General features: G+C 66.5%; 14 protein-coding genes. 7 read left to right on the top strand and 7 right to left on the bottom strand.

Translation table 11 applies throughout. The features are described from left to right. Nucleotides 1-97 precede the first annotated feature (97 nt). Nucleotides 98-847 (top strand): GAF domain-containing protein, encoded by a 750-nt coding sequence (locus tag FOB72_RS19615; protein WP_191002349.1) that lies wholly within the window; start codon nt 98-100, stop codon nt 845-847. A gap of 7 nt (nt 848-854) precedes the next feature. Here the strand turns inward: FOB72_RS19615 and FOB72_RS19610 are convergent, their stop codons facing one another. From FOB72_RS19610 to pcaB, 3 genes are read right to left on the bottom strand one after another with little or no spacing between them, the layout of a single operon-like run. Next, the gene (locus FOB72_RS19610; protein WP_150374413.1) at nt 855-1841 is read right to left on the bottom strand and encodes a tripartite tricarboxylate transporter substrate binding protein BugD; all 987 of its coding nucleotides are present in this window, start codon (nt 1839-1841) and stop codon (nt 855-857) included. Nucleotides 1842-1881: 40 nt separating this feature from the next. Beyond that, a complete protein-coding gene (locus tag FOB72_RS19605) occupies nt 1882-3279 on the bottom strand; it encodes a cation:dicarboxylate symporter family transporter (protein ID WP_150374412.1) in 1398 nt (465 codons plus the stop codon). Nucleotides 3280-3310: 31 nt separating this feature from the next. Continuing rightward, nucleotides 3311-4684, bottom strand: a complete 1374-nt coding sequence (gene pcaB, locus FOB72_RS19600; RefSeq protein WP_150374411.1) for a 3-carboxy-cis,cis-muconate cycloisomerase — start codon at nt 4682-4684, stop codon at nt 3311-3313. 113 nt (nt 4685-4797) lie between these two features. On the opposite strand from pcaB, the gene FOB72_RS19595 reads away from it, so the two are divergent. Further along, nucleotides 4798-5544, top strand: a complete 747-nt coding sequence (locus FOB72_RS19595) for a GntR family transcriptional regulator (RefSeq protein WP_150374410.1) — start codon at nt 4798-4800, stop codon at nt 5542-5544. A gap of 10 nt (nt 5545-5554) precedes the next feature. Here FOB72_RS19595 and FOB72_RS19590 read toward each other — a convergent pair whose 3' ends face one another. Further along, the gene (locus tag FOB72_RS19590) at nt 5555-6361 is read right to left on the bottom strand and encodes an alpha/beta fold hydrolase (RefSeq protein ID WP_150374409.1); all 807 of its coding nucleotides are present in this window, start codon (nt 6359-6361) and stop codon (nt 5555-5557) included. A 78-nt stretch (nt 6362-6439) separates the two neighbouring features. Next, nucleotides 6440-7402, bottom strand: coding sequence for a GlxA family transcriptional regulator (locus tag FOB72_RS19585; RefSeq protein WP_150374408.1), 963 nt, complete (start codon nt 7400-7402; stop codon nt 6440-6442). A gap of 213 nt (nt 7403-7615) precedes the next feature. Between FOB72_RS19585 and FOB72_RS19580 the strand changes: the two genes are divergently transcribed. From FOB72_RS19580 to FOB72_RS19560, 5 genes are read left to right on the top strand one after another with little or no spacing between them, the layout of a single operon-like run. After that, nucleotides 7616-8425, top strand: coding sequence for an SDR family NAD(P)-dependent oxidoreductase (locus tag FOB72_RS19580; protein ID WP_150374407.1), 810 nt, complete (start codon nt 7616-7618; stop codon nt 8423-8425). 33 nt (nt 8426-8458) lie between these two features. Further along, nucleotides 8459-9217: an SDR family oxidoreductase gene (locus FOB72_RS19575; RefSeq protein ID WP_150374406.1), complete on the top strand. Its 759-nt coding sequence runs from the start codon at nt 8459-8461 to the stop codon at nt 9215-9217. Between the two features lies 1 nt (nt 9218). After that, entirely contained in the window at nt 9219-10418 is a 1200-nt protein-coding gene (locus FOB72_RS19570) for an MFS transporter (protein ID WP_150374405.1), read from the top strand. Next, nucleotides 10415-10873: a (2Fe-2S)-binding protein gene (locus FOB72_RS19565; protein ID WP_150374404.1), complete on the top strand. Its 459-nt coding sequence runs from the start codon at nt 10415-10417 to the stop codon at nt 10871-10873. The genes FOB72_RS19570 and FOB72_RS19565 overlap by 4 nt, the downstream gene beginning before the upstream one ends. A gap of 13 nt (nt 10874-10886) precedes the next feature. Further along, the gene (locus FOB72_RS19560) at nt 10887-13112 is read left to right on the top strand and encodes a xanthine dehydrogenase family protein molybdopterin-binding subunit (RefSeq protein WP_150374403.1); all 2226 of its coding nucleotides are present in this window, start codon (nt 10887-10889) and stop codon (nt 13110-13112) included. 10 nt (nt 13113-13122) lie between these two features. Here the strand turns inward: FOB72_RS19560 and FOB72_RS19555 are convergent, their stop codons facing one another. After that, nucleotides 13123-14307: a fumarylacetoacetate hydrolase family protein gene (locus FOB72_RS19555; RefSeq protein WP_150374402.1), complete on the bottom strand. Its 1185-nt coding sequence runs from the start codon at nt 14305-14307 to the stop codon at nt 13123-13125. Nucleotides 14308-14347: 40 nt separating this feature from the next. Then, the gene (locus FOB72_RS19550) at nt 14348-16129 is read right to left on the bottom strand and encodes an IlvD/Edd family dehydratase (RefSeq protein ID WP_150374401.1); all 1782 of its coding nucleotides are present in this window, start codon (nt 16127-16129) and stop codon (nt 14348-14350) included. Between the last annotated feature and the right edge of the window lie 23 nt (nt 16130-16152).

Raw genomic sequence — 16152 nt, 5'->3', positions numbered from 1 at the left:
ATAATTTAAATTGCGAGTTCGCACGACGGGATGCAGGCCAGCGCGGGAAGCCGGCCGCGCCGGTACACTACGGACCGCACGCAAACGCATGAATCTCATGGAAGACAACGTTCTGACCACCACGCAGGTCGCCAAAATGCTGGGGATCTCGGTACGCACCGCACAGTTGCTGATCGAGGGTGGGACGCTGACGTCGTGGAAGACGCCGGGCGGGCATCGCCGCGTGTTCCGGTCGGAAGTGCAGGCGTTGATGGCGCGCGAACGGCCGGCCTTGCCGCAGGACACGGCGAGCGCCACCCTGCCCGCGGTGGATGCCGCGGGCGCCTATCCCGTTGCCGCCGATGAATCGCGCCGTCTGCTTGCGGTCGAGCGTTCCGGTCTGGTCGATACGGCCCCAGAGACCGCTTTCGACCGCATTACGTGGATGGCGGCACAAACGCTCTCGGCGCCGGTGGCCTTGATGACGATCCTGACGCCCACGCGCCAGTGGTTCAAATCCCGGCAGGGACTGGACATGACCGAGTCTCCGCGCAGCTGGGCGTTCTGCAATCACACGGTCCTGCAACGGCAGGTCTTTGTCGTGAACGATCTGTCGACGCACCTTTCATTCGCATCGAACCCCGCAGTCGCGGGCGCGCCGCATTTCCGGTTCTATGCGGGCGCGCCGGTGCTGGACCCCGAGGGCTATGCGCTCGGTTCCATCTGCGTGATGGATTACGCGCCGCGCACGCTCGATGCCACGCAGACCCAGACCCTCGAGGCCCTTGCGGCGTTCGCGTCGAGCGAGATCCGCCTGGCGCAGACCGACCGCGCGCTCATGCAGCTGCAGGCGCGCGCGGCTCGGTAAGACCGTCTCAATCCAGCGAGATATTGGCCTTGGCGGCCAGCACTTTCCAGCGCGCGACTTCCGATTCCGTATGCTTGCCCAGCGCGGCCGCCGTGTACTTCTCCGTGGGTAGCGTCTGGATGGCCTGTGCCGTCAGGCGGTCCGTGAAGGACTTGTCGCTCATGACCTTCAGATAGGCGGCCTGCATCTTGTCGATCGCGGCCTGCGGCGTACCCCTGGGCGCGTAGATGCCATACCACGTGGCCGCCTCGAAGCCCGGGATCACCGTTTCCGCGAGGGTCGGCACGTCCTTGATCTGGGCGACGCGTGTCGCGGACGTGACCGCCAGTGCGCGGACCTTCGACTCCGTGATCTGCGGCAGCGCCGTGTTGGTCTGGTCGAACATCCCATCGACCTGCCCGCCGATGACGTCGATCAGCGCCGGGCCGGCGCCCTTGTACGGGACCAGCGACACCTTCATGCCCGCCGCCGACGCGAACATTGCCGCGATCAGGTGAGAGGTCGATCCCATGCCCGCATTGCTGATGTTCAGCTTGCCCGGGTTCTGCTTGCCGTACTCGACGAACGCCTTCACATCCCTGGCCGGATGGTCCTTGCGCACCATCAGCACCATCGGTGTATCGGGAAAGCGGAACACCGGCGCGAAGTCCTTGACCGGGTCGTACGACAGCTTCTTGTAGAGCGCGGGCGCCGCGCCCATGTAGCCCATATGCCCGACCAGCATCGTGTAGCCGTCATTGTTGGCGCGGGCCGCCTTGGTCGCGCCCACGGTGCCGCCGGCGCCCGGCGAGTTGTCGATGACGATCGACTGGCCGACCTCGCGCGAGACGCGTTCGGCGATGCTGCGGGCGAGTGCGTCCGTGGGGCCGCCGGCCGCGAAGGGCACGATCCAGGTGATGGGCTTGGTGGGATAGTTCTGCGCGTGTGCCGTGGCACCCGTGACGATCGCCACGGTTGCCATGGCGATGCGCGCCAGCGTTCCGACTCGTTGCATGGGTTGTCTCCTCTGTTTGATGGGATGCGGCCAGCGCGTCTTATGCGCGCTTGACCTGAATGCCGGCCGTGTGCGATCGGCGATCGTCGGCGTCCTCTTCCAGCAGGTTGCCGTCATCGAGCGCCGCATCCGCATGCGCGGCGTCCGGATAGAGTTCGGGATACAGATGGCGGCGCGCGCGCTCGGCATCGAACGTGCCCGACCATTTCGCGACGACCACGGTGGCCACGCTGTTGCCGATGGTGTTGCAGGTCGAGATGGCCATCGACAGGAAGCGGTACACGCCAAAGATCACGGCCAGCCCTTCCACCGGCAGGATGCCCGTGGAACTCACGGTGGCGGCAAAGACCACGAACGACCCGCCCGACACCGTCGCCGCGCCCTTCGACGTCAGCAGCATCAGCAGCAGGATGCCGAACTGATGCTCGAGCGACAGCGGCACGCCATAGGCATGGGAGATGAACATCACGCCCATCGCCATGAAGATCGAGGTGCCATCGAGGTTGAACGCATAGCCCGTGGGCAGCACCAGGCCGACCGTCTGCTTGGCGCAGCCCAGCCGCTGGAGCTTGATCAGCAGACGCGGCAGCGCGCTCTCGGACGACGCCGTGCCCAGCACGATCAGGATCTCATCCTTGATATATCGCAGGAAGCGCCACAGGCTGAACCCGGCCAGCCGCGCCACGAGCCCCAGCGCGCCGAGGAGGAAGATGATGACCACCGCGTAGAAGCTCAGCACGAACTCGGCCAGCGCGAGCAGCACGGCGGTGCCGTTGCTGCCCACCGAGTACGCCACCGCGCCGAAGGTGCCGATGGGCGCGAGCTTCATCACGAGGTTGATAAACGAGAACAGCACCTCGGAAATCGTGTCGAGACCCTCGTTGATCCTGACGCGGCGCGTCTCGGGAATCGCGAGAATGCCGATGCCGACCATGACCGCGAGCACCACCACCTGCAGCAGTTCCCCCTTGGCGAACGCGCCCACGAAATTGTCCGGCACGATATGCGCCATGAACTCGAGGAAGCCCTGCGGGGCAGCCGCCTTGGCGACCGGCGCGGCCGACGCCGCGCCCACGCTGGCCATGCCCTTGCCGATCTCGAGCAGATTGCCCGCGACCATGCCGAGGATGAGCGCCACGGTGGACACCACCTCGAAATAGAGGATCGACCGCCAGCCCACGCGTCCCGCGCTCCGCACATCGCCGGCGGACGCAATGCCGTGCACGATGGTCAGGAACACCAGCGGTGCCACGCCAGCCTTGATCAGCGACAGGAACATGTCGCCGAGCAGCTTGAGCTTGGCCGCGAACTGCGGAAAGACGAACCCCACCGCGATACCGAGAATCAGCGAGACCAGTACCTGCATGCCGAGGCGGCGGTACCAGGGCAGCCGTTTGGGTGCGGATGGCGTGGGCGTTTGGGTGGTTGTACTGCTCATCTATGTCTCCTTCGGCCAGAGCGGCGTGCGCTCAGGCGACTTCCTTCGACAGCGCGATGGCGCGGTCCACCATCTGCGGCGCGAGGCCCAGATAGTTGGCCGGATCGACCATCTGGTCGATGGCCGCGCGATCGAAATGCTTCGTGACGGCCGGCAGCGCCAGCAGTGCTTCGGCCAGCGTGCCGCCCTGCTCGTTGACGGTGCGGCAGGCGTCGTAGACCACATCGTGGGCTTCCTGGCGGCCGATATGCGGGGCCATGCGCATCATCACGGCTTCCGCGACGATGAGGCCCTTCGAGATGCCGAGGTTGTGCGCCATGCGCGCGGTATCGACGATCAGCCCGCCGAGCGCGAACTTGGCCTGATGCAGCGCGCCCGACGTGAGGATGAAACTCTCGGGAATGGCGATCCACTCGGCGTGCCACGGCCCCGTGGCGCGCTCGAAGTCCTGCACCATCGCATCGACCATCAGGCCCGCGTGCTGGCGCACGGCCTTGGACGCGGCCAGCATCAGTTCGCTCGAGATCGGGTTCCGCTTCTGCGGCATGGTGCTGCTGGCGCCGCGGCCCTTGACGAACGGTTCGTAGACTTCCGCGAACTCGGTCGAGGCCATGATCATGATGTCCAGCGCGATCTTGCCGAGCGAGCCCGTCACCAGGGCCAGCAGGTTCACGGCTTCGGCAAAGCCGTCGCGCGCCACGTGCCACGTGGTGGCGGGCATGCCCAGATCCAGTTCTTGCGCGAGCGCGCGCTGCACCTCGAAGCCCTTGTCGCCCAGCGAGGCCAGCGTGCCGGCCGCGCCGGCGAACTCGACCACGGCGACGCGCGGGCGCAGTTCGGCGAGGCGTTCCTGATGGCGGTCGAACATCGCGAGCCAGATGGCCGTCTTGTAGCCGAACGTCACGGGCAGCGCCTGCTGCAGATGGGTGCGGCCCGCCATCGGCGTGTCGCGGTGCTTGATGCTGAGGTCGGCGAGAATGCCGCGCAGTTCACGGATGTCGGCGGCCACGCTGTCGAGCGCATCGCGCACCTGCAGCGCCACGGCCGTGTCCATGATGTCCTGCGTGGTGGCGCCCCAGTGCACGTAGCGGCCCGCCTCTCCGCACATCTTCACCATCTGGTGGACCAGCGGAAGGATCGGATACCCGACAATGTCGGTTTCCTCGCGCATGTGATCGAAGTCGATACGTTCGATACGCGACTCGCGGGCGATGGCCTCGGCGGCGTCGGCGGGAATGACGCCAACGCGCGCCTCGGCTTTGGCCAGCGCGATTTCCACATCGATATAGCGTTGCACGAGCGCGCCGTCGGAAAAGATCTGGCGCATCTTCTGCGTGCCGAAGGCATCGCGGAACAAGGCGGAATCGACGACGGTGCTGGCGGCGGGAATGGTATAGGCGGTCATGTGGTGTGCGTGAGCGATCTGGTATTCGGGCGTGAACTGGTATATGTTCGAACTTATTCGCCATTAAATATGTTCGAACATATTCTCGAAATTAGTGTTAACCCTTGGCAATCATGAGCAAGATGAACTTCGCCGAGATCAGCAGCCAGTTGCTGCAAGGCATTACGACGGGACATTTCCCGGTCGGCGCGCTGCTGCCGACCGAACTCGAGATGTGCGAGCAGTTCGGGGCGAGCCGCTATACGATCCGCGCGGTATTGCAGGACCTGCAGGAAAAGGGGTTGGTCTCGCGCCGCAAGAACGTGGGCACGCGTGTGGAGGCCTCGCAGCCCAAGACGGTGTTCCGGCCGACGCTGGCCTCGGTCGAAGACCTGATGCAGTTTGGCGGCCAGCACCGGCGCGTGGTGCAGTCGGTGGAAACGGTGAATGCCCCCGACGATGTTGCCGCCGTGCTGGATGGGGGCGCGCGTGGGGAGGTGTTGCGGATTTCGAGCGTGCGGCTCGATGCGGCACGCGGCCAGGGGCAAAATGAGTCGCCGATCGCCTGGACCGACGTCTATATCGACGCGGACTATGCGGACCTCGGGCAAATCGTGCGCGACACCCCCGACGTGCTGGTCAGCTCGCTGATCGAGTCACGCTATGGGCGGCAGATTGCCGAGATCGAGCAGGATATCCGCGCGTCCACGTTGCGGGACGCGCGGATCGCCGAGGCACTGGGCCTCGAGACGGGCGCGGCGGTGCTGAAGGTCGTCCGCCGTTATATCGACGCGGACGGCAAGACGTTCGAGCTATCGGTGACGATCCACCCGGCCGAAACCGTGTCCGTGACGACGCGCATGCGCCGCAACACCCGATAGCCGCGATTCGCTACGCAAGAAAGCGATCGACCTCGGCCACGAAGTCCTCGATCTCCTGGAACAGGAACGCGTGGCCCGCATCGGGATACAGCACGAGCTTGGCGTACGGCGCCTGCTGCGACAGCACGTAGGACCGGTACGCGGGCAGCATCACGTCGTGCGCGCCGTTGGCCACGAGGATCGGCAGCCGCAGTTCGGCCGCGCGATGCAATACCCCCTGCCAGGACGAAATGGCCTTGACCTGCGCCATGAACGCCTCGGCCGTGACACGCGGGCCGCGATCCGGCTGCGCTTCGATGCGCGTGAGCGATGTCCTTCCCGCCGCGACGGCGGACTCCGACTCCGGATAGAACAGGAACAGGAAGTCGTCGATATCATTGATCGCGTGCGTCATCACCTGCGGCACGCGCGGATGCGGCTGCGGACCATCGGTAATGCCGCCCGGGCTCGAACCCGCGACGATCAACCTCCGTACGAGATGGGGCGCGTCGAGCGCCAGCTGCTGCGCGACCACGCCACCGAGCGACCATCCCAGAACATCGGCCTGTGCAAAGCCTAAAGCGCCGATGACCGTGCCGGCGACGGCTGCCATGCCCGCGATGGTGTCCGGCACCCTGCCCGCCGAGCGGCCGATGCCCGCGCTATCGAACCAGACCACGCGGCGCTCGGCCGAGATCGCGTCGATAAACGCGGGGTCCCAGTCGTCCATCGTGCCGCGAAAACGTTGCAGCAGCACCAGCGGAATGCCGCCGTCAGGCCCCGTCTCGCGCAGGGCGAGGCGGCCGTGGGGTGTCTCGAGGTCGAAGGATCGCGCCATGAGTGTTCTTGTTATGGGAATGCCTCAAGCGTATGGGGTCCCACGCGGGGCCGCATGACAAAAACGCTGGCTTTTCGGTCATTCTGCGACGTCGAACACGCCCAATGACTCCGGTATCGCGTCATTGCGCCGGAGGCTGCTTGGCGGCAGCCCGTACGCGCGCACGAAGGCGCGGCGCATGCGGTCGCGGTCCGCGAAGCCCGTGTCGCGCGCCACGGTTTCCATCGCATGCCGGCCGCTTTCCAGCATCGCGCGCGCGGCCTCGAGCCGCAGCATTTCCACGGCCTTCGCCGGCGACTGCCCGGTTTCTTCGCGAAAAAGGCGGCTGAACTGCCGTGGCGACAGCCTCGCCGCATCGGCCAGCTCTTCCACCGTCAGCGCATTGCGCAGATGTTCCTTGGCATAGATCAGCGCGCGCTTGACGCGATCGCTGCGCGGCTCGAGTTCGAGCAGCGTGGAGAACTGCGACTGTCCGCCCGGGCGGCGATAGTAGACCACCAGCCTGCGGGCCACGTTGCGGGCCAATGCCGGGCCGTGATCGTTCTCGATCAGCGCGAGTGCGAGGTCCATGGCCGCGGACATGCCGGCCGAGGTCCACACGTTGCCATCCTGCACGAAGATGCGATCTTCATCGACGTTCACGCGCGGAAAACGCTCCTGCAGCCGCCTCGCGTACAGCCAGTGCGTCGTGGCCGCGCGGCCTTCCAGCAGGCCGGCTTCGGCCAGTGCGAAGGCGCCCGTGCAGATGCCCGCGACACGGCGCGCCTCGTTGCCCGCCCGCTGGATAAAACGCTTGAGGCCCGTCGGCAACGGGCCCGGGATGCGGATGCCAGCCACCATCAGCGTGTCGGGCATCGCGCTCAGTGGCACGGTCTCGATGCCAAGCCCGACCGTCGAGCGCACGAGGCCACCGTGTTCGCTGAGGATGGCCATGCGATATCCATCGCTGCCCAGTTCCGCGTTGGCGAGCTCGAACGCGGATAGCGCGGAGAGGCCAATGACCTGGAACCCGTCCTCGAGGATCAAACCGATTTGCCGCATGACATTCTTTCCGCTACGTCAGCCGTGACGACACGATTGTCCAGGCTCCGGGGCAATTTATTCGCGACGCCTGGCGTCGTCAAGACCAGTAGGCCGCGCGAGCCCCGGTTTGCGCAAGGATGTCCGAAATCACCGCGAATACGTCATCCCGACGCACGCCGCTATCCCTATCCTTCGCATCACTGTGCCTCGACACGACAACAAGGATAGGAAATGCCATCGCAATCTGTCACTGCTTTGATCACCGGTGCGTCGTCGGGCATCGGCGCCGTCTATGCCGATCGCCTTGCCGCGCGCGGTCACGATCTGCTGCTCGTCGCGCGCAATGAAGCGCGTCTGCGCGCGCAGGCACAGAAGCTGTCGAGCCAGTACGGCGTCACCGTCGACATCCTCGTCGCGGATCTGAACGATCCCGCGGACCTGCGGAAGGTCGAGGCGCGGCTGGCCACCGACGCACGCATCGGCATGCTGGTCAACAACGCGGGTTTCGGGGGCGCGGGCACGCTGGCGCAATCGTCGGTGGACGATATGGAACGGATGATCGGCGTCAACGTGACCGCCGTGATGCGGCTCGCCTATGCGGCCGCCCCCGCGTTCGCATCGCGCGGCGCCGGCACCCTCGTCAATATCGCCTCGATCGCGGCCATCGCGCCCGAGGTGCTGAATGGCGTCTACGGCGGGACCAAGGCGTTCGTGCTGGCATTCAGCCGGTCGCTGCACAAGGAACTGGCGGAGAAAGGGGTGCGTGTGCAAGTGGTGCTGCCCGGTGCGACGGGCACCGAGTTCTGGGATATCGCCGGACTGCCATCGTCGAATCTGCCGGAGAGCTGGGTCATGACGCCCCAGACGCTCGTCGACGCCGCGCTGCTCGACCTCGACGCGGGCGTGTTCGCGTCGATTCCCTCGCTGCAGGACGAGACGCAATGGCAGGCATGGGAAGCCGCCCGCGAAGTCATGATGCCGAATCTCTCGTCGCGCATGGCGGCACCGCGCTACGAATCGGCGGATGCCCACGAAGGTTGATCGCCCCCTCTGGCAACGACAACGGACAAGACCATGCAACTCACGGGCAACACCATCTTCATCACGGGCGGAACCTCCGGTATCGGGCTCGCGCTCGCGAAGGCGTTTCACAAGCTGGACAACAAGGTCATCGTCGCCGGACGCCGCAAGGCGCTGCTGGCGCAAATCTCTGCCGACCATCCGGGCATCGACGGTGTGGAGCTCGACATTGCCGATGCCGATGACATCGCCCGCGTCGCGGCAAAGCTGGTCGCCGAGTACCCCGCGCTCAACGTGCTGATCAACAACGCGGGTGTCATGCCGTTCGACGACCCCTCCACCGTCGTCGACGACACAGGTTCGCGCCGCATTCTCGATACGAATTTCCTCGGCGCCGTGCGCATGACCTCGGCACTGGTCGAGCATCTGAAGGCGCAGCCGCGCGCGACCATCCTCTACAACAGCTCCGTGCTGGCGTACGTGCCGATTGCCACCAACGCGGTGTACTCGGCCTCCAAGGCCGCGCTGCATTCGTACGCGCTGTCGCAACGCTTCATGCTGCGGGAGACCAACGTGACGGTGCAGGAGATCGCGCCCCCCTGGGTCGATACCGACCTCGTCAAGAAGAGCGGCGACCCGCGCGCGATGCCGCTGGATGCCTTTATCGAGGAGACCATGCGCGGTCTCGCCACGGAAGCGCCCGAAGTCTTCGTCGAGGGCATTCGCGCGATGCGCAACAACCCGGGGCTGGGCGAGCACGAGCTCGTGCATGCGTTCAACCAGAGCATTGCCGAGAACCCCATCCCGGTCTGACATGGCAGTCTCCACGCTTGCGCCCGACCGTGCCGATTCGCTGACGCCGGCGGTCTTCCTGGCGCTCGGCACCTTTGCCATCGGCACGGAAGGCTTCATGATCGCGCCGCTGCTGTCGACGATGGCCGCGGACTTCGGCCTCAGCGTGCCCCATGTCGCGCTGCTCGTCGTCGTGTTCACGCTGACGATGGCGATCACCTCGCCGATCGCGACGACGCTCACCGCATCGTGGAGCCGCCGGCGCACGCTACTGTGTGCCATGACAGTGTTCACGGCCGGCAACCTGCTGGCGGCATGGTCGCCGAGTTTCGGGGTCCTGATGGCCGCGCGGGTCATGATGGCCGTGGCCTCGGGTCTCTACGTGCCCAATGCGAATGCGCTGGCCGGCGCCATCGTGAGCCCCGCCAGGCGCGGCCGCGCGCTGGCGGTGGTGAGCGGCGGCATGACGCTGGCCATTGCGCTGGGACTACCGCTCGGCGGACTGGTCGGCCACGCATTCGGCTGGCGGATGACGTTTCTGGCCGTGGGCGCGATGAGCCTGACGGCAATCGTGGGCATCCTCGCCGGCGTCGCCCGCGATGCCGGTGCCGGCATTCCCGTCGCCACGCTCTCGCAGCGCCTGGCGGTGGTGCGCCAGCCCGCGGTCCTGCAACTGCTGTCCGTCAGCCTGTTCTGGTCGATCGGCGCGTATGCGGCTTATCCGTATATCGCCCCCTACCTGACGCAGGTGCTCGGTTTCCAGTCGGCGGGGATCAACGCCACGGTTTCGCTATGGGGTCTTGCCGCGGCGTTCGGCGTCACCACCGGCGGCGCGTTGAATGACCGTTACGGCTCCAGCCGCGTCGCGCGCCTGTCCCTGCTGGTTCTCGGGCTCGCGTTCTGGGCCTTGTCGATGGCGGCGGCCGCCTTGTCGCCGCATCTGGCGATGGTGCCGGTCCTCCTCGCCGTCGTCGTCTGGGGCTTTACCGTCTGGTCGTTCTTCCCGGCGCAGATGGCCCGGCTGATGGCCGCGGGAAGCGCGTCTCAGGCGTCGCTGGCGCTGGCCCTCAATACCTCGACGATGTACCTCGGCTTCTCCATCGGCAGCGCGCTCGGCGCGGTCATTCTCGGCCGCCATGCCATCTGGGGCATCGGATTGCTGGCGGGCGCCTGCCAGTTCGTCGCGCTGTTTCTCGATCACAACAGGAAAACGTCCCCATGACGACGCTCAACATCAACGGCAAGACGGTCGACGTCGATGCCGATCCATCGACGCCACTGCTCTGGGCGCTGCGCGACACGCTGGGCATGACCGGCACCAAGTTCGGCTGCGGCATGGCTGCCTGCGGTGCCTGCACCGTCCATATCAACGGCACGGCCACGCGCAGCTGCGTGATGCCGATTTCGGCGGTGGCCGGCATCAACGTCAATACCATCGAAAGCATGGGCGACGACCGGATCGGGCGCGCCGTGCTCGATGCGTGGATTCGCCATGACGTGGCGCAGTGCGGCTACTGCCAGAACGGACAGGTCATGAGTGCCGTCGGGCTGCTTCGGACCAAGCCCCGGCCGACGGATGCCGATATCGACCAGGCCATGGCAGGCAACATCTGCCGCTGCGGCACCTATCAACGTATACGCGCGGCCATCAAGGATGCCGCGCGCACCATCGCCTGAGGAGAAGCCGATCATGCGTCTACAAGGATTCGAGGCGACGGCCGGCGTCGCGCCGCTCTCGCGACGGCGCTTTCTCAAGATCGCCGGCCTGGCGGGCGGCGGCTTCGCGCTCGGCCTCGCCGGATTGCCGGAGATGGCCAACGCGGACAACGGGGGTGCCCCGAAAGCGCCCTCGCCTCCTCAGGCCTTCGTCGTCATCGCGCCGGACAACACCGTCACGATCGCGGTCAACCGGCTGGAGTTCGGGCAAGGCGTGCATACGGCGCTGCCGATGGTGCTTGCCGACGAACTCGACGTGCCCTGGGCGAGCGTGCGGTCCGTGCTGGCGCCGGCCGGCGATGCCTATCGCGATCCGGGTTTCGGCATTCAGATGACAGGCGGGTCGACGGCGCTCAGGAACTCGTTCGGTCAGTACCGCGAACTCGGCGCCCGCGCGCGCGCAATGCTCGTGGCGGCTGCCGCGAAGCAGTGGAACGTGGACCCGTCCGCATGCACGGCGCAGCAAGGCGTGGTCACGGCGGGATCGCAGCGGGCCACGTATGGCGAGCTTGCCCACGCCGCGATGGCGCTGCCCATCCCCGCGACGGTGACCCTGAAGGACCCGTCGCAGTTCCGCATCATCGGCAAGCCCACGCCGCGACTCGACGCCGCATCGAAACTGCATGGCGACCCCGTGTTCGGCATCGATACGCGGCTCAAGGACATGGTGGTGGCGGTCGTCGCGCATCCGCCGCGCTTCGGTGGCAAGGTGAAGACCTTCAACGCCGACAAGGCGCTGGCCATCAAGGGCGTGCGCGAGGTGATGCTGGTGCCCGTGGACCGTGACGGCACCGGCATCGCCGTCGTTGCCGACGGTTACTGGCCCGCGAAGCAAGGCCGCGATGCGTTGCAGATCGACTGGGAAGATGCAGGCTCGCGCGCCGGCACGAAGGCGCTGTACGAGGAGTACGGCAAGCTTGCCACGCAGCCGGGGATGGTGGCGCTGGCATCGGCGCACGGCGATATCGACGCCGCCATCAAGGGGGCGAGCCGGGTCATCGACGCCGAATACCGGCTGCCCTATCTGGCGCACGCCCCGATGGAGCCGCTCAACTGCACGATGCAGGCGGAAATCAGCGGCAACAAGGCAACCGGCGTCAAGGTCTGGGTCGGCTCCCAGTTCCAGACCGTCGATCAGGCCGCCATCGCGCGGACACTAGCGCTCCCGACCGAGAAGGTCACGCTGTACACGATGATGGCGGGTGGCGGCTTCGGACGCCGCGCGGTACCCACGTCCGACTATCTGGTGGAGTCGGCCGGCGTGCTGCGGGCATGGATCGCCAGGGGCCATGCGGAACCGCTCAAGGTCATGTGGAGCCGCGAGGACGATATCAAGGGCGGTTACTACCGCCCCCTGCACGTGCATCGCGCGCGGATCGGTTTCGATGCAAAGGGCCAGGTCTTGGGCTGGCAGCATGCGATCGTGGGCCAGTCCATCATCATCGGCACGCCGTTCGAACCGTTTCTGGTGAAGAACGGCGTCGATTCAACCATGACCGAAGGCATCGTCGAGAACGAGTATGGGCTGCCGATGCAGGTCAGCGCCCATCACCCGAAGACCGATGTGGCCGTCCTCTGGTGGCGCTCCGTGGGCAACACGCATACCGCGTTCGTCAAGGAGACGCTGATCGACGAAATGGCCACCGCCGCGAAGCAGGATCCCGTGGCGTGGCGCATGGCGAGACTCGACCCCACCCATCACGCGCGCCATCGGGACGCGCTGCAGCTGGCCGTGGACCGGTCCGGTTATGGCAAGCGCAAGCTGCCCAAGGGGCATGCGTGGGGGGTGGCCGTGCACGAATCGTTCGGCACGGTGGTGGCCTATGTGGTCGACGTATCGGTGGTCAAGGGCGAAGCACGCGTGCACCGCGTCACGGCTGGCGTGCACTGCAATCGCGTGGTCAACCCGTTGACCGCCGAAGCGCAGGTACAGGGTGCGTGCATCTTCGGGCTATCGATGATCCGCCCCGGATTCGCCATCGAGATGGAGAACGGCGTCGTGAAGAACAGCAACTTCCCCGACTACCCGCCGCCCCGCATGCCGGACGCGCCCCCGATCGACGTCTTCTTCGTGCCGTCGGAGGATCCGCCGGCCGGCCTCGGCGAACCCGGCGTGCCGCCGCTGGCACCGGCGGTCGCCAACGCGGTATTCCGGCTCACCGGAAAACGGCAGCGGCAAACGCCGTTCGTGCTGGCCTGACGTTGTCGATTCACTCGCCGCCCAGCAGCCCGCGCGCCGCGAGATTGCCGTAGAGCGCCCGCACGCCGTACGTCCATGGCGCGATTTCCGTGCACGGGCGGACCGTGTTCACCAGCGCGCCGAGCAACGGCGTCGCAATGGTGACGCGGTCACCCAGATGGTGGGTAAAGCCCGCGCCCGGCGCGTCGCGATCCTGGATCGGCGAGAACATCGTGCCGAGGAAGAGCATGAAGCCGTCCGGATACTGATGGTGCGCGCCGAAGGTCTGCCCGACCAGATCGGCCGGATCGCGGCTGATCTCGCGCATATGGCTGATGCCGTCCAGCACGAAGCCATCGTCGTCGCCCTCCACGCGCAGCGACAGGCTGGCCGCGCGCACGCTGTCGAGCGAAAAGGCGTCGTCGAACAGCCGCACGAACGGACCGATCGCGCAGGAGGCATTGTTGTCCTTGCACTTGCCCAGCAGCAACGCGGAACGGCCCTCGATATCGCGCAGGTTGACATCGTTGCCCAGCGTCGCGCCCACGATCGCGCCGGCGCTGTTGACCGCGAGCACGATCTCCGGCTCGGGGTTGTTCCAGACGGAGACGGGTAGCAGCCCGACATCGGCACCGAAGCCGACGGACGACATCGGTTGCGATTTCGAGAACACCTCGGCGTCGGGACCGATGCCAACCTCCATGTACTGCGACCACGCGCCGCGCCGTTCCAGTTCCGCCTTCAGACGCTGCGCCGGCTCCGAACCCGGGACGATCTTCGACAGATCCGTGCCGATGGTGGCGGCGATCGTCTCGCGCACGTCCCGCGCCCTGGCCGGATCGCCGCCGGCCTGCTCCTCGATGACCCGCTCGATCAGGCTGACCGCGAACGTCACGCCGCACGCCTTGATGGCCTGCACATCGCAGGGGGCCAGCAGCGCGTGGCGTGCCTTGCCGCCGTCCAGCGCATGCTGGAGCAGCGCCTCCACGCGGCCGAGCGATTCGCCGGGCGCGTGGCGGGCGATGGCGACGGCATCGGGACGATCGAACAGATCGGCGGTGGTCGGGGCTTCGCGCGTGATATCGAAGACTTCGCCGTTGCGCACGGCAACGACGCTGGGCCCGGGGTGCGCAACGTCGTCGCGCCAGACGCGGCCGACGAGCAGCGCCTGGGCAAGATCCTGTGGCAGGCAGTCAGAAACGTTGAGGGTATCCATGGTCAGCTCGGTCAGATCGATTAGGGGTTGACGGTCCGCATCAATGCGAGTGGCGCGGGTTGCCGCGTTGCTCGATCACCTTCAGGTACAGCGTGGCGGGCTCGAGGCATCCGCCCGTGGACAGCTGGCCCACCGTCTGCCGATAGAGCTCCTGCCATGGCGTCTGCGCCGGCGGCACCGTGAAGGTCGCGGTCTCGCGGCGGCGTTCGAGTTCGTCCGCATCCACGAGCACGTTGACGCTGCGATCGTTGAGGTTGACCCGGATCCGGTCGTTCGTACGCAGCAGGGCCAGACCGCCGCCGACGGCGGCTTCCGGCGACATATTGAGAATGGACGGGCTGGCCGACGTGCCGCTTTGGCGGCCGTCGCCCATGCAGGGCAGCGAGGTAATGCCCTGCCGCACGAGCTCGGCCGGTGGCGCCATATTGACGACTTCGGAGCTGCCCGGATATCCCACCGTGCCGCAGCCGCGAATCACGAGGATGCATCGCTCGTCGATCGCGAGCGCGGGATCGTTGATGCGTGCATGGTAGTCCTCGGGGCCATCGAACACGATGGCGCGGGCCTCGAACGTGTTCTCTGCCCCAGGCTCGCTCAGGTACGTGCTGCGGAACGCTTCGCCCACGACCGACATCTTCATGATCGCGCTGTCGAAGAAGTTGCCCGACAGCACGATGAATCCCGCACCGTGCTTGAGCGGTTCCTCGGCCGTGCGAATGACGTCGCGGTCGGCCTCGGGCGCCTTGTCCGCGATATCGCCGAGACGCTGGCCCGACACCGTCATGCAGTTGCGGCGCAGCAGACCGGCCGCATCGAGCTGGCGCAGCACGGCCGGCACGCCGCCCGCGCGGTGGAAGCTCTCGCCCAGATACTCGCCGGCCGGCATGCAGTTGACGAGTAGCGGTACCTTCTCTCCGAAACGCTGCCAGTCCTCGAGACTCAGTTCCACGCCCATATGCCGTGCGATCGCGATCAGGTGCGGCGGGCAGTTGCTCGATGCGCCGAGCGCGGAAGCGACCGCGATGGCATTCTCGAACGCGGCGCGCGTCATGATCTTGGACGGCCGCAAGTCCTCGCGCACGAGATCGACGGCGCGCTTGCCCGTGGCGTACGCCATTTGCCCACGCTCGCGATAGGCAGCCGGAATGCTCGCGCAGCCGGGCAACGACATGCCGAGCGCCTCCGCGAGGCTGTTCATCGATAGCGCCGTGCCCATGGTATTGCAATGGCCGATGGACGGCGACGACGCCGTGGTCAGCGCCATGAACCCTTCGTAGTCGATATCGCCCGCGGCGAGCAAGTTGCGCGCGTGCCAGATGACCGTGCCCGAGCCGACGCGTTTGCCTTCGTGCCATCCATCGAGCATGGGTCCGCCGGACAGCACGATGGCGGGCATATCGACCGTGGCGGCGGCCATCAGGCATGCGGGGGTCGTCTTGTCGCAGCCCGTGGTCAGCACCACGCCATCGAGCGGAAAGCCGTGCAGCACTTCCACGAGTCCGAGATAGGCGAGATTGCGGTCGAGCGCGGCGGTCGGGCGACGGCTCTGCTCCGCCAGCGGGTGGACCGGAAATTCCATCGGAATACCGCCCGCGTCGCGAATGCCGGCCTTGGTGCGCTCGGCCAGCTCGATATGGTGACGGTTGCACGGCGCGAGGTCGCTGCCCGTTTGCGCGATGCCGATGATGGGCCTGCCCGATTGCAGTTCCTCGCGCGTCAGGCCGTAGTTCATGAAGCGTTCGACGTATAGCGCGGTCATGTCCGCATGCGACGGGTCGTCGAACCATTCCTGGCTGCGCAGGCGGCGTGGGGTGTCCGGCATGTTGCTGTCTCCTGACTGATATC

The organism is Cupriavidus pauculus (genome assembly GCF_008693385.1).
Classification (GTDB): Bacteria; Pseudomonadota; Gammaproteobacteria; order Burkholderiales; family Burkholderiaceae; genus Cupriavidus; species Cupriavidus pauculus_D.
The sequence above is the reverse complement of the archived record's forward strand: the minus strand, read 5'-3'. Positions and strand labels throughout refer to the sequence as shown.

Excerpts from the sequence above, each read along its gene's own strand:
- FOB72_RS19550 (WP_150374401.1), bottom strand. The coding sequence starts at position 16,129 with ATGCCGGACACCCCACGCCGCCTGCGCAGCCAGGAATGGTTCGACGAC.
- FOB72_RS19605 (WP_150374412.1), bottom strand. The coding sequence starts at position 3,279 with ATGAGCAGTACAACCACCCAAACGCCCACGCCATCCGCACCCAAACGG.
- FOB72_RS19610 (WP_150374413.1), bottom strand. The coding sequence starts at position 1,841 with ATGCAACGAGTCGGAACGCTGGCGCGCATCGCCATGGCAACCGTGGCG.
- FOB72_RS19615 (WP_191002349.1), top strand. The coding sequence starts at position 98 with ATGGAAGACAACGTTCTGACCACCACGCAGGTCGCCAAAATGCTGGGG.
- FOB72_RS19570 (WP_150374405.1), top strand. The coding sequence starts at position 9,219 with ATGGCAGTCTCCACGCTTGCGCCCGACCGTGCCGATTCGCTGACGCCG.
- FOB72_RS19575 (WP_150374406.1), top strand. The coding sequence starts at position 8,459 with ATGCAACTCACGGGCAACACCATCTTCATCACGGGCGGAACCTCCGGT.
- FOB72_RS19565 (WP_150374404.1), top strand. The coding sequence starts at position 10,415 with ATGACGACGCTCAACATCAACGGCAAGACGGTCGACGTCGATGCCGAT.
- pcaB (WP_150374411.1), bottom strand. The coding sequence starts at position 4,684 with ATGACCGCCTATACCATTCCCGCCGCCAGCACCGTCGTCGATTCCGCC.
- FOB72_RS19595 (WP_150374410.1), top strand. The coding sequence starts at position 4,798 with ATGAGCAAGATGAACTTCGCCGAGATCAGCAGCCAGTTGCTGCAAGGC.
- FOB72_RS19585 (WP_150374408.1), bottom strand. The coding sequence starts at position 7,402 with ATGCGGCAAATCGGTTTGATCCTCGAGGACGGGTTCCAGGTCATTGGC.
- FOB72_RS19560 (WP_150374403.1), top strand. The coding sequence starts at position 10,887 with ATGCGTCTACAAGGATTCGAGGCGACGGCCGGCGTCGCGCCGCTCTCG.
- FOB72_RS19555 (WP_150374402.1), bottom strand. The coding sequence starts at position 14,307 with ATGGATACCCTCAACGTTTCTGACTGCCTGCCACAGGATCTTGCCCAG.
- FOB72_RS19580 (WP_150374407.1), top strand. The coding sequence starts at position 7,616 with ATGCCATCGCAATCTGTCACTGCTTTGATCACCGGTGCGTCGTCGGGC.
- FOB72_RS19590 (WP_150374409.1), bottom strand. The coding sequence starts at position 6,361 with ATGGCGCGATCCTTCGACCTCGAGACACCCCACGGCCGCCTCGCCCTG.